This is a genomic window from Clostridia bacterium, assembly GCA_019683875.1.
GTDB lineage: Bacteria > Bacillota > Sulfobacillia > RBS10-35 > Bu92 > Bu92.
Genome location: JADGHN010000053.1, coordinates 1 through 12,041, shown reverse-complemented (window position 1 = coordinate 12,041; position 12,041 = coordinate 1). Strand labels below are relative to the sequence as shown.

14 protein-coding genes are annotated in these 12,041 nt (G+C 71.5%); all 14 read right to left on the bottom strand.

The features are described from left to right. A partial coding sequence (locus IRZ18_05705; GenBank protein ID MBX5476601.1) for a DNA polymerase III subunit alpha occupies positions 1 to 2,072 on the bottom strand: 2,072 nt, incomplete at its 3' end. Positions 2,073 to 2,078: 6 nt separating this feature from the next. Further along, the gene (locus tag IRZ18_05700) at positions 2,079 to 2,456 is read right to left on the bottom strand and encodes a hypothetical protein (GenBank protein ID MBX5476600.1); all 378 of its coding nucleotides are present in this window, start codon (positions 2,454 to 2,456) and stop codon (positions 2,079 to 2,081) included. A 108-nt stretch (positions 2,457 to 2,564) separates the two neighbouring features. Beyond that, a complete protein-coding gene (locus IRZ18_05695; GenBank protein ID MBX5476599.1) occupies positions 2,565 to 2,852 on the bottom strand; it encodes a hypothetical protein in 288 nt (95 codons plus the stop codon). A 49-nt stretch (positions 2,853 to 2,901) separates the two neighbouring features. Further along, positions 2,902 to 4,200, bottom strand: a complete 1,299-nt coding sequence (locus tag IRZ18_05690) for a hypothetical protein (GenBank protein MBX5476598.1) — start codon at positions 4,198 to 4,200, stop codon at positions 2,902 to 2,904. A 113-nt stretch (positions 4,201 to 4,313) separates the two neighbouring features. After that, on the bottom strand, positions 4,314 to 4,967 hold the full coding sequence (gene bshB2 / locus IRZ18_05685; protein ID MBX5476597.1) for a bacillithiol biosynthesis deacetylase BshB2: 654 nt from the start codon (positions 4,965 to 4,967) through the stop codon (positions 4,314 to 4,316). Positions 4,968 to 4,984: 17 nt separating this feature from the next. Next, positions 4,985 to 5,317: a YojF family protein gene (locus IRZ18_05680; GenBank protein MBX5476596.1), complete on the bottom strand. Its 333-nt coding sequence runs from the start codon at positions 5,315 to 5,317 to the stop codon at positions 4,985 to 4,987. Between the two features lie 5 nt (positions 5,318 to 5,322). After that, on the bottom strand, positions 5,323 to 5,847 hold the full coding sequence (locus tag IRZ18_05675; GenBank protein MBX5476595.1) for a dihydrofolate reductase: 525 nt from the start codon (positions 5,845 to 5,847) through the stop codon (positions 5,323 to 5,325). Beyond that, on the bottom strand, positions 5,844 to 6,635 hold the full coding sequence (locus IRZ18_05670; GenBank protein MBX5476594.1) for a thymidylate synthase: 792 nt from the start codon (positions 6,633 to 6,635) through the stop codon (positions 5,844 to 5,846). The genes IRZ18_05675 and IRZ18_05670 overlap by 4 nt, the downstream gene beginning before the upstream one ends. A 6-nt stretch (positions 6,636 to 6,641) precedes the next feature. Next, entirely contained in the window at positions 6,642 to 7,055 is a 414-nt protein-coding gene (locus tag IRZ18_05665; GenBank protein ID MBX5476593.1) for a HEPN domain-containing protein, read from the bottom strand. Continuing rightward, a complete protein-coding gene (locus IRZ18_05660) occupies positions 7,031 to 7,459 on the bottom strand; it encodes a hypothetical protein (GenBank protein MBX5476592.1) in 429 nt (142 codons plus the stop codon). Before IRZ18_05660 ends, IRZ18_05665 begins: the two co-directional genes overlap by 25 nt. 5 nt (positions 7,460 to 7,464) lie before the next feature. Continuing rightward, positions 7,465 to 8,637 (bottom strand): LL-diaminopimelate aminotransferase, encoded by a 1,173-nt coding sequence (locus IRZ18_05655; protein MBX5476591.1) that lies wholly within the window; start codon positions 8,635 to 8,637, stop codon positions 7,465 to 7,467. 11 nt (positions 8,638 to 8,648) lie between these two features. After that, positions 8,649 to 9,509 carry a diaminopimelate epimerase gene (locus tag IRZ18_05650; protein MBX5476590.1) on the bottom strand — a complete coding sequence of 287 codons (861 nt, stop codon included), beginning with the start codon at positions 9,507 to 9,509 and terminating at the stop codon, positions 8,649 to 8,651. Positions 9,510 to 9,526: 17 nt separating this feature from the next. Further along, complete coding sequence (locus IRZ18_05645) at positions 9,527 to 10,462, bottom strand: alpha/beta hydrolase (GenBank protein ID MBX5476589.1); 936 nt, start codon at positions 10,460 to 10,462, stop codon at positions 9,527 to 9,529. Between the two features lie 37 nt (positions 10,463 to 10,499). Continuing rightward, the coding region (locus IRZ18_05640) for a cation-translocating P-type ATPase (protein MBX5476588.1) at positions 10,500 to 12,041 on the bottom strand (1,542 nt) is incomplete at its 5' end.

Here is a 12,041-nt window from a genome sequence, read left to right as displayed (position 1 = left end):
GCCACCGCGTGCGCGATGTCGATCACCTGCTCCTGGAAGAGCACGACGCCGTAGGTCTTTTCGAGAATCGGCTCCAGCGAGGGGTGCAGGTAGCGGACCGGCTCCTCCCCCTTGCGGCGGCGGATGTACGGTTCGACCATGTTGCCCTTGATCGGCCCCGGCCGGATGATCGCGACGCTCGCCACGATATCCTCGAAGCGGTCCGCGCCCAGGCGGGACTGGAGCGCCCGCTGCGCCGGGCTCTCCAGCTGGAACACGCCGATGGTGCGGCCTTCGTTCAGCATCTCATAGGTGGCGCGGTCGCCGGCGGGGATCCGGTCGTAGTCGAAGCCGGCGTCCTGCCGGGAGATCGTCCGGACGGCCTGCTCGACGGCCGAGAAGGTGCGCAGCGACAGCAGGTCGAGCTTGACGAGACCCAGCGCTTCGACGCCGTCCCTGTCCGCCTGGACGATCGTCACGCCCTTGGCCGCCATCTGCAGCGGCACGATCTCCTCCACCGGCTCCCGCGTGATCACCACGCCGCCGACATGCGTGCTGAGGTGCCGCGGAAACCCCGCCAACGCGGCCGCCGCCTTCAGCAGGAGCTCGAACTTGCGCCAGTCCAGGCCGCTCTCCCGAAGCTCCGGGAACTGCTCCAGCGCGGCCGCGAGCCCGTCGGCCGCAACGGAATACGGCACGCGCTTGGCGAAACGGTCGATCTCGTCCTCGGGCAGGCGCAGGGCCTTGCCGAGGTCGCGCAGCGCCGATCGTCCGCGAAAGGTCGAGAATGCCGCCACGTTGGCCACATGGCGGCGGCCGTAGCGCCGGTAGACGTACTCCGTGACCTCGTCCCGGCGGCGGGCGTCGAAGTCGATGTCGATGTCCGGCTTCTCCGCCCGCTCGACGCTGAGAAAGCGCTCGAAGAGCAGGCCTCGCCGGATCGCGTCCACGTTGGTGATGCCCAGGCAGTACGCCACGGCCGAGTCCGCCGCCGACCCGCGACCGGCGAAGCGGATGCCCTTGCGCGCGGCAAAGCGGGCCACGTCCCACACCAGGAGAAAGTACCCGGCGAACCCCAGCTTCGCGATGATGTCCAGCTCGTGCTCCAGCCGTTCCCGCTCCGCTGGACCGAGCCGGCCGTAACGCCGCCGCGCCCCTTCATAGACGAGGCGGCGCAGGTACTCGTTCGCGTCCGCTCCTTCCGGCAGCGGGAATTCCGGGTGGCGGTCGACGCGCAGTTCCAGAGCCGTGCCGCAGCGCTCGGCCCAGCGGCCGGCCTCGGCCACGGCCTCCGGGTAGGCCGCGAAACAGGCGGCCATCTCGTCCGCGCTCTTCAGATCCTGTTCCGCGTTGAGCGGCCGCCACGGGTGCGGCGTGGACACGTCCACCCCCGCCCGTACGCAGCAGAGGAGGTCATGGACCATGTAGGCGGAACGGTCGGCGTAGCGGACGTCGTTGGCGGCGACGAGCGACACGCCGGCCGTTTCCGCGAGTTCTGCCAGCATCCGCATCAGCCCGCGCCCGCCGGGGAAGTACGGGTTGACGAGCTCCACCCCCACCTGCGGCCGGCCCATGACGGCGATCAGGCGGTCCAGCGCTGCCCGGGCCCCGTCCCGGTCCCCGGCGAGCAGGCGGGCGGGGATCTCCGACGCGCGTCCGCCGGTGAGCGCCAGAAGTTCCCCGCGGCTTCCGGCGGCGGCCTCTTCCAGGGCGGAAAGGCTCGCCAGCGGCTGTCCCCGCGGATGTTCGAGGTGCGCGCGCGTGATCAGCCGGCTCAGCTGCCGGTAGCCGTTCGGCCCCGCCGCCAGGAGAACGAGCGGATGGCCTCGGTCCCCGCCCGCCTGGCGGGGCGGATCGTCCGCCAGTGGGGCGAGCGTGACCTCCGCGCCCAGGATGGGGCGGATGCCCGCCCTCTCCGCCTCTTCCACGAACTCGACGGCGCCGCACAGGTTGTCCCGGTCCGTGAGCGCCAGCGCGGGCTGGCCGAGTTCCGCCGCGCGCTGCACGAGCGCCCGGATGCGACTGGCGCCGTCAAGAAACGAGTACGGCGAATGGCAGTGCAGGTGGACGAATGACCGCCGCGCTTTGTCCATGGACGTTCAGGCGCCGTCGAAGAAGAAGAGCATCCGCGGGTCGAACGGATCCTCGTCCGGGTTCTCACCGTCCTGGGCGCCGTCTTGACCGCCCTCCGTAAGAGACTCGCCTTCGCCTTCCCCCTCGGCGCCCGTCGCCTTCGCGCTTCGGCTTTCCGTGGGGACGGCTTGCCCTCCGTGGGCTCCGTACACGTCCAGGGGGGCTCCGTACGGCCCCTCCGGAAACTCCTGGGAGAACAACTCATGGCGCATGTTCTCCACGTTGACGAAGTCGGTTTGGCCGTATGCCGCCGGCGTTTGCTCGTCAGCGTCCGCCTGCGTGAAGTCCAATCCGGCGCGGTTGCGCTGAGTCTTATCCGGCTGCCCGCGGCGACGTGGAAACATCGGGAAGACCTCCTTCGCGGCCAGCGGCCGCGGATTTGCGGTTCTAGTCTTCCCGCGCGCCGGACGGAGTGTTCACGATGCGCCGCGTGCGCCTTCTTCAGCGCCGCGTCAGTCGTAGATCCTGTACAACCGCCAGCGCGCCTCGCTCCCCCGCGCGGGACGGCGCTCCAGTTCCACCATGCCGCCGCCCGCCAGCAGGACCCGGTACATCGCGACCTCAAGCGTTCCGGCCAGGCTGCCTTCCGCCGCCGCCTCCCGGCCCGGCCACCAGGGGAGAACCTCGAACCAGCAGTCGACGACCGCCTCGATCACGTGCCATCGGCCGCGGTCGCGGTAGGCCAGCGGGATGCCCTCGGGGGAGAGACGCACCTGGACGTCCCGGCGCACGCGCTTCATCGCTGGAACGCTGACCTCTCCGCGGCCCGCCGACCGCGAGCGACCGGCTTCAACGAGAAGACCCGTTCGCGCCGCGCGACTCGGGCGTCCAACGCAGCGGGTCCCAGAACGCCAGCCGTTCCTCGCGCCAGTCGACGGACTCCGGCACGCCGAAGCCCACGTTGGCGGAGGGGAAACGCGCCCTGAGTTCCTGCACCACCTGCGGAAGCTTGCGGCGGCTCGGGGGCGCCGGTCTCTCCCGCAGGGCGTGCTCCCCTGCGGCCGGCTCCGTCCACAACCCGACCTGTTCCCACGGGCGCTCACAAAGGTCAGACACGAACGCCGCCAGCCGGACAATCCGCAGCGCGCCCCGCGAGCCGCGCGCCAGTTCCGGCCACAGCTCCCCCGCCCAGAGGAAGTGCAGCGCCTGGGCGATCGCCGCGTCGGCCCGCGGGCGGGCGAACCGGCGCTCCGCGCGGCGGATCCGCCCGTCTTCCGTGTGGACTTCCAGGCCGATTTCCCGACCGGCCTGCCCCTTTTCCCGCAACCCGCGGGCGAGGGACGCGGCCAGGCGGTCCAACGTATGGGAAACGGCTTCCAGGTTCGACAGGGGCTCCGCGAAGGCGACCGCCTGCATGACCGCGGCCCGCGGCCAAAGGGGCCGGACCTTGCGGCCATCCTCCCCGCGGCTGTACCCCTGAGCGGCGAGCGCCCTCTCCCCGACCGCTCGCCGCAACTCCGACGACGGCACGGCCGCCACCTGTCCCAGGGTGTGCAGGCCGAGCGCCTGCAACCTCGGCGAGATTCCCGGAAGGACGCGATCCAGCACCGCGACGGGCAGCGGCGCGAGCCACTGCGCGGCCGACGCGGCCGGCACGACGGGGAACGGGTTGGAGGGCGACGCCAGGCGGAGCGCGGCCAGCTGCGCCGTCCACGGGTTGGGGCCGAAGCCCGCGAGCAGGCGGCTCCCCCACCGCGGCACCAGGACCCTGGCCAAAGCGTTCACGACCTCTTCCGGGCTCTGGTTCCGACCAAGCTCAAACCATGCCGCCGCTTCGCCGTCCGGCTCCAGCACGGGCGAAAGGGCGTACGCGGCCGCCATGACCTGGTCCGACGCGGCGCGAAAACGGGTGGCGACGTACGGGATGAAGCGGGCACGAGGACAGACCTGGCGGGCCTCGGCTTCCGCCTGACCCATGCGCACGCCGGCCTCTTTCGCGGAGGCGTCGCGGTCGAAGACGTGGCCGTCCTTGACGATGACCACAGGGAGCTCCCCGCCCTGCTCGGCCCGCTCCACCTGCGCGAAAAAGCCGACGAGCGCGAAGTACCCGACGCGTTCTTTCGGCGCCTCTTCCGCTGGCCGTCCCATGAGCGACCCCCCCCGATCGAACATGTGTTCGGTGATCGAAGTATAGAACACGTGTTCGGGTCTGGTCAAGGCGGCGAGGCGCCGTTCGGGGCGGAAACGTGATCCAGGGGTGCCTAGACGGGATAAACCCAGAACCGTTCTTCCGACTTCATCTTCTCAAAGCGTTCGCGCATCTCCGGATCCTTCGACCAGCGCTCTTCCCAGTTCGCGGTCTGCGAGCGATGCGCGCGCAGCGCCGCCAGCTTGATCTCGCTGACCGAACGGATGTCGACCGTCTCGACCGGCAGGCCAGGATCGCCCTCCGCCACCGGAACGATCGGGCACCACACGCGCGGCCGCCGCTCGGGCGCCAGCCGCTGCACGGCGCGAACGGTCGCGTCTCCGATGGCATTGTGATCCGGATGCCCGCCCCAACGGGGGTGGAACGTGATCACGCGCGCCGGCGCCAGCTCCACCAGCACCTCGTGAACCCGCCCCGCCAGCCACTCGCGGTCGACGAACTCCACCGTCTTGTCCCAGACGCCCAGGAAACGGATGTCGCGCACGCCCAACGCGGCGCAGGCGGCTTCCAGCTCACGCTCCCGGATCTCGCGCAGGGACTCCCTCGTGGCGATGGGCGGATTCCCCATGTTGCGGCCCATTTCGCCCCGCGTGGCGCACACGTACGTCACCGGCACGCCGCGCGCCGCATGCAGCGCCATGGTGCCGCCACAGGCGAACGACTCGTCATCCGGGTGGGCCAGCACAACCAAAAGCGGACCTTCCACGTCCATCTCCTCCAGCCTCAAAGCGGAAACGGCGCCCGGCTGAGCTCCAGCGCGACGGTCAGCCGGCCCTGGTCGTCGTGGCCAGCCAGCAGCAGCCGTCCCTCCGCGTCGACCTCCCAGTGCGTCAGGCCCTCGGCATACAGCCAGCCTTCCTCCAGGCGCAATCCCACGCGAAAGGGGCCGTGGCCCGCGACCCTGCCCTCCGCGAAACGGATCACGGCGTTGCGCACGAAGGCGCCGAACGCCCCCTTCGTGTACGCGCCGGTCGTCGTTTCGAGGTGGACGTAGACCGGTTGCCCAGCAAATTCCTTCAGCCGCGCCGTGACTTGCGCGGGATCGATCGGCGTCACGTCGGTCAACTCCCTGCTTCGACACCTGCCGCGCCGCGATTCACCGGGTTCCGCGGGCGCTCGTATACGGCAAACGTGAAATCATATGCGTTGCGTTCGTCCCTGCTGTGGCGCTCCTCATGCTTCAAGACGAACGCGGAGAGGGCGTCGAGCGGGAAGTGCGTGTCCCCCTCGAACTCGCCGTGCACGGTCGTCAGGTAGATGCGGTCGGTCACGGGCAGGTAGAGGTCGAAGATCTCCCTGCCGCCGATGACGAACACGTCGTCCTCCGCCGCGAAGCGGGCGATCTGCGCCGGGTCGGTGATGACGATGCACCCCGGGGCGCGGTAGCCGGGATTCCGCGTCAGGACGACGTTCGTGCGGTCGGGCAGCGGCCGCCCGATCGACTCGAATGTCTTCCGGCCCATGACGACGACGTGACCCGTCGTCAGCGTCCTGAACCGGCGGAGATCCGCCGGCAGGTGCCACGGCAGGCGCCCGCCCGCGCCGATCACGCCGCGCAGGTCCGTGGCCACGACGATCGCGATCAAACCGCCACCTCGCCGCGGATCGGAGGATGCGGGTCGTAGCCGACGAGCTCGAAGTCCTCGTACCGGAAGTCGAACAGGTCGCGGACGTCGGGGTTGAGCCGCATCCTGGGCAGCGGGCGCGGCTCCCGCGTGAGTTGCAGCTTCACCTGCTCCACGTGGTTCAGGTAGATGTGCGCGTCGCCCAGGGTGTGGATGAACTCGCCCGGCTCGTGGCCCGTCACCTGGGCCACCATCATCGTGAGCAGCGCGTAGCTGGCGATGTTGAACGGCACGCCGAGGAAGACGTCGCCGCTCCTCTGGTATAGCTGGCAGCTCAGCTTGCCGTTCCGCACGTAGAACTGGAACAGGGTGTGGCACGGCGGCAGGGCCATCTTGCGGACCTCGGCCGGATTCCAGGCCGTCACGATCAGCCGGCGCGAGTGCGGATCGCGACGGATCTCCTCCACGACGTTCCGCAGCTGGTCGATGGGGCCGTCCGCCGCCTCCCAGCGGCGCCACTGCTTCCCGTAGATCGGGCCGAGGTCGCCGTGCTCATCCGCCCACGCGTCCCAGATGTGCACGCCGTGCTCGTTCAGGTACTTGATGTTCGTGTCGCCGCGGATGAACCAGAGAAGCTCGTGGATGACGCCTTTCACAAATATCTTCTTGGTCGTGAGGAGCGGAAAGCCCTCGGCGAGATCGAACCGCATCTGGTAGCCGAAGATGCTCAGGGTGCCGACGCCGGTGCGGTCGCGCGTCTCCACGCCGTGGTCGAGGATGTGCCGGCAGAGGTCGAGGTACTGCTTCAACCATGGTCACCTCGCGTCCAGATTCCTTTCCGCGAAGCGCACGGCCTGTCCTGCCAGGGCCATCGCTTCCTCGGCGCGCCGGCGCCCCAGGCGCTGGTACGGCGACACGTACCCGCCCAGACCGTCGCGGTCGGGGTAGCGAGCGTCGGTGACGTACTCCTCAAGATCGTCCAGGAGTTCGACGAGCTCCCGTTCGCCCTCACCCGCCCGGCGGCCGCGCAGCACGCGCGAGAGCACCGCGCTGACGTAATGCGTGCGCGGCGGCGCGACGCCGGTCCCGTACAGCCATGCCTTGGCCGCCTTTTCCGCCGCCTGCTGGCTGAAGAAGCAGGAGGCGGCCCACAGCCCCTCCTCGAACAACGCCTCCGCGGCGCGCAGGTCGTCCCGGGCGGTGGCTAGGAAGGCGCGCGCCAGATCCATGCCCCGAGCTCCTCGTCGTAATGGTAGGATCCTTCGACGGCCCTGAGCGCCTCGCCGAAGACGGACGCCTCGCCCGCGACCACGCGGTGCCCCTGGGCCAGGCCGAGGATGAGCGGATCCGACTCGACCGCGAGGCGCCGCAACTCCTCCGGCGTCAGCAGCGTCAGCGACAGCCGCAGGCCGGCCTTCCAAAGGAACGATCGGCGGGCGGCGCGCACGAGCGCACGGCGGTCGTCCGCGCTGTCGGGCAGCGGCGCGGCCACGGCGACGACGTTCACGTCGGAGTCGTCGCGCGCGCGCCCGCGGGCGCGGCTCCCCCACAGCGCTGCGGCCACGAGGCTCCCCCCGAGCGCGTCGTCCAGCGCCTCGCGGATGGCCGCGTCCAGCGCGTCCGTGCTCCCCACCCCCGTCAGAACTTCAGCCGGCGTATGCGCGCCAGCGCTTCGTCCAGCCGCTCGTCGGGCAGCGTCAGCGAGAGGCGGATGTAGCCGGCGCCGTGCCGGCCGTACGCCTGCCCCGGGCTGACGACGACGCCCGCCTCTTCAAGCATGCGCTCCGCCACCTGCTCCGACGTGTACCCGCGCGGCACCGGCACCCAGAGGTAGAACGTGGCCCTGGGCATGCGCGCGTCGAAACCGGCCTCGCGCAGCGCCGCCACGGCCTTTTCCAGGCGCCGCCGGTACACGGCGCGCATCTCTTGCAGGAACTCTTCCGGCGTGTGCTCCAGCGCCTCCACGCCCGCCATCTGGATGGCCGTGAACTGGCCGCTGTCGGTGTTCTCCTTGACCGTCGCCAGCGCCTTGACGAGGTCCGCGTTGCCGGCGGCGAAACCGAGCCGCCAGCCGGTCATGTTGAAGGGTTTGGAGAGGGAGAAGAACTCGATGGTGACGTCCTTCGCCCCGGGCGCCGCGAGCGCGATGGGCGCCCGCTCTTCCTCGAGGGTCAGGTCGACGTACGCAGCGTCGTGCGCGAACGCGATGCCATGTCGCCGCGCGAACGCGACGACCTCCGCGAAGTAGTCCGCGCTGGCCGTTGCCGCCGTGGGATTGTTCGGGTAGTTGAGGAAGAGCAGCTTGGCCCGCGCTGCGACCTCCGGCGGCACCTCGGAAAGGTCGGCGAGGAAGCCGCGCTCGGCGCGCAGCGGGAGGTCGAACACCTCGCCGCCCGCGAAGATGGTCTGCGTGCGGTACACCGGGTAGCCCGGATCCGGCACCAGGGCGACGTCGCCCGGGTTGATCAGCGCCCAGCAGAGGTGGGCGAGCCCCTCCTTCGAACCGATGAGCGCCACGACCTCGCGGTCCGGGTCCACCTCCACGCCATAGTTGCGCTGCAGCCAGCGCGCGGCCGCGCGACGGAACTCCGGCGCCCCCACGTACGACGGGTACCGGTGCCATTCCGGCCGCGCCGCCTCCCGGGCGAGCCGCTCCACGACATGCGCGGGGGTGGGCATGTCCGGGTCGCCCACGCCCAGGCTGATCACGTCGACCCCGGCCGCTCGCTTTTCGGCGATGCGCCGGTCGAGCTCGGCGAACAGGTACGGCGGAATCCTCTCCAGACGTTCGGCTCGTGCGAAGGTCGCCAAGGCGTCGCCTCCTACAGGAAAAACGTGCCGCGGAACACCTCGACGGCGGGCCCGGTGAGAAACACGCGGTCGTCCGCGGCCCACTCGACTTCAAGCTCGCCGCCGCGCACGGCCACGCGCGCGCGACGGCCGGCGCGCCCCGTCAGCGCCGCCGCCACGAGCGACGCGCACGCGCCGGTGCCGCACGCCCAGGTTTCCCCGGAGCCGCGTTCCCACACGCGCATCCGCAGCCGGTCCTGCCCCTCCACCTCGACGAACTCCGTGTTCACACCCTGCGGAAAGGCCGGGTGACGCTCGAACGCGGGGCCGATGGACTCCAACGGGAGCGCGTCCAGGGAGGCGCCGAAATCGTTCTCGTCGAGAAACACGACGCAGTGCGGGTTGCCCATCGACACGGCGGTGACCCGCACCGTGCGCCCTCCGACCTGCAGCGACGCCCCGCACACCGGCGTGCCCGGCAGCGTGGTGGGGATGCGGTCCGGCTCCAGGCGCGGCGGGCCCATGTCGACGCGCACGCGGCCGCGGTGCGGCTCGCATTCGAGCACGTTCACGCGGACCGGGCCGCCGTCCGTCTCCACCTCGAACGCGGCGTCGTCCGCATAGCCCGCCGCGCGAACGTACCACGCCAGGCAGCGCATGCCGTTGCCGCACATCTCCCCGCGGCTGCCGTCCGCGTTGAACATGATCATGCGGAACGGCGCGCGATCGCCGCGCGCGATGAGGATCAGGCCGTCGCTGCCCACGCCGAAGTGGCGGTCGGAGACGCGGCGGGACACTTGGGGCCAGTCGAGGTCGGGCAGGGGCCGGCCCACGCCGTCGACGTACACGTAGTCGTTGCCAGCGCCTTCCATCTTGATGAAGGGGAGTTCCATGCGGGCTCCTCTCTCCGTTACCCTGCGCCGGCCGCCAGTTCCTCAAGGAACGACCGCACCGCCCGGTTCACCGGTCCCGGGCGCTGGGCGTGCACGAGGTGGCCCGCATCCGGCACGACGACCAACCGCGCCCCGGGAATGGCCTCCGCCAAGCGCTGTCCGTACTTGAGCGGCGTCATCTGGTCGCGGTCGCCCTGGATGACCAGCGTGGGCACGCGCAATTCCGGCAAGTCCGCCAGCCGGTCGAAGGCGTCGCACGCCCTGAGGTCCTGGTAGGCCACCTCCGGCGGGGCATCCACGCCGGCGCCGCCCGGCCGCGCGGCCACGCGCGCAGCGAAGCCGGCGGCGCGCGCATCGTCCGACCGCGCGCCCTCCGGCGGTGCGCCCTCCGGCGGTGCGCCTTCCGGATGCGCATCCGGCAGGGGCGCCGCGCCCGCGGCCTCCCCGGTCGCGGGGGAAGCCATGCCAGCGACGGCCGCCAGGAGCTCGGGAGGGTACCGCCCCTCGGCCAGCGCCGCCAGGAAGTCCGGCCGCACGCGAAGGCGGCCGCCCGTGGCGACGAGCACCAGCCCGGCCGGCGACGCTTCGCCGCCTTGCCGGGTGAGGCCGTATTCGATGGCGATCGCGCCGCCCATCGAGTGCCCCAGCAGGACCAGCGGCGGCCGCCGCCCCCACGCCGCGCACAGGGCGCGCCAGAACGACTCCACCCATCCGGCGAGCGCGGGGATCGTCACCTCGACCGGAAGCGGGTCGGAGCGGCCGTGGCCGGGAAGGTCGGGCACGACGACCGGCCACGCCTGCCCCACGGCGTACGCGAGGTGCCCGAACGCGCGGTGCGAGCCGCCCGCCCCGTGGAGCGCGAGCAGCACCGGCCGACCTCCGCGCTCGGCCGCGGGGTCGACGGCGCCGGTCACGTAATGGACGTTGCCGGACGGCAGGCGAATCGTCGGCATGGTCCCATTGTACATCGGGCGTTGTCCATCGCGCGGCTCAGCCGCGCTGGCGCAGGACGACGGCCCTCCGGTGCCAGAGCGCGCGCGCGAGGTTGTAGCAGCCGGCAAGGAGCGCCCCCACGAGCGACGTGCCCACCACGATCACCCACTCGCCCCACCCCAGCGGCACGCTGTGAAAGGCCGGCCGCAGGACCGGCAGGTAGATCACCGCGCACAGCGTCGCGAAGGAGACGAGCGCGGCCACGATCAGCGCCGGGTTCGTGAACAGGCCGACCTGCCAAAGGCTCTTGTACTCCGAGCGCGCGTCGAAAGAGTGGAACAGCTGCGACACGCACAGCGTCGCCATCGCCATGGTCCGGGCCAGGTCGACGCTGCCGGTGACGGACAGCGCCAGCAGGAAGACGTACAGGCTCGCCCCGCCGATGATGACGCCGCGCACGGCGATGAGCCGCGCCAGCCCGCGCGCGAAGACGCCCTCCCGCGGATCCCGCGGCGGGCGCCGCATGACGTCGCGGTCGGGCGGGTCGACTCCCAGCGCCAGGGCGGGCAAGCCGTCCGTCACGAGGTTGACGAGCAGCATCTGGATCGGCAGCAGCGGCAGCGGCGTGCCGAGAAGCGTCGCCAGGACCATGAGGAGGATCTCGCCGGTGTTGCAGGAGAGCAGGTAGCGGATGAACTTGCGGATGTTGTCGTAGATCGCGCGCCCCTCGCGGATGGCGGCCACGATCGTGGCGAAGTTGTCGTCCGTGAGGATCATGTCGGACGCCTCTTTGGTCACGTCGGTGCCGCTCCGGCCCATGGCCACGCCGATGTCGGCCTCCTTGACGGCCGGCGCGTCGTTCACGCCGTCGCCCGTCATCGCGACGACCTCGCCGCGCCCCTGGAAGGCCCGCACGATGCGCAACTTGTGCGCGGGCGACACGCGCGCGAAGACGTACGTGTCGCCCACGGCCGCCGCCAGCTGCTCGTCGTCCATCGCGTCGAGCTCGGCGCCCGTCAGGACGCGGCCGCCGGGCGGCAGCATATCGAGCTCCCGCGCGATCGCCTCCGCCGTGCGCGCATGGTCGCCGGTGATCATCACGGCGCGCAGCCCCGCGCGGTGGCAGTCCGCGATCGCGTCGCGCACCTCGGCGCGGGGCGGGTCGATCATGCCGACCAGGCCGAGGAAGGTGAGGTCGCGCTCCACCTCGTCCGCGCGGACGTCGCCGCGCGGCTCGGCGCCCGTCTCTTCCCCGTTCGCGCGACCGCCTTCGCGCCCGCCGGTCGCCGCCCGCGTGGCCGGGCCCCCGTTCCCGCGCCCGGCGCTCGGCGTCCGCATGGCCAGGCCCAGCACGCGCATCGCCTGGCCGGCCATCTCCTCCTGTACGGCCCGCAGTTCATGCCGCAGCCGCGCGTCCATGGGGAGCACGCGGTCGCCGACGCGGACGTGCGTGCACAGGTCCAGCACGTCGTCGGGCGCGCCCTTGACGAAGACGACCGGCCCCTCCTCGCCCCGCACCACGACGGACATGCGCCGGCGCTCGGACTCGAACGGGACCTCGGCGAGGCGCGGGTAGCGCTCGGAGAGGTGCGCCGGCGA

Excerpts from the sequence above, each read along its gene's own strand:
- IRZ18_05700 (MBX5476600.1), bottom strand. The coding sequence starts at position 2,456 with ATGTTTCCACGTCGCCGCGGGCAGCCGGATAAGACTCAGCGCAACCGC.
- IRZ18_05695 (MBX5476599.1), bottom strand. The coding sequence starts at position 2,852 with ATGAAGCGCGTGCGCCGGGACGTCCAGGTGCGTCTCTCCCCCGAGGGC.
- IRZ18_05690 (MBX5476598.1), bottom strand. The coding sequence starts at position 4,200 with ATGGGACGGCCAGCGGAAGAGGCGCCGAAAGAACGCGTCGGGTACTTC.
- IRZ18_05665 (MBX5476593.1), bottom strand. The coding sequence starts at position 7,055 with ATGGATCTGGCGCGCGCCTTCCTAGCCACCGCCCGGGACGACCTGCGC.
- IRZ18_05650 (MBX5476590.1), bottom strand. The coding sequence starts at position 9,509 with ATGGAACTCCCCTTCATCAAGATGGAAGGCGCTGGCAACGACTACGTG.
- IRZ18_05645 (MBX5476589.1), bottom strand. The coding sequence starts at position 10,462 with ATGCCGACGATTCGCCTGCCGTCCGGCAACGTCCATTACGTGACCGGC.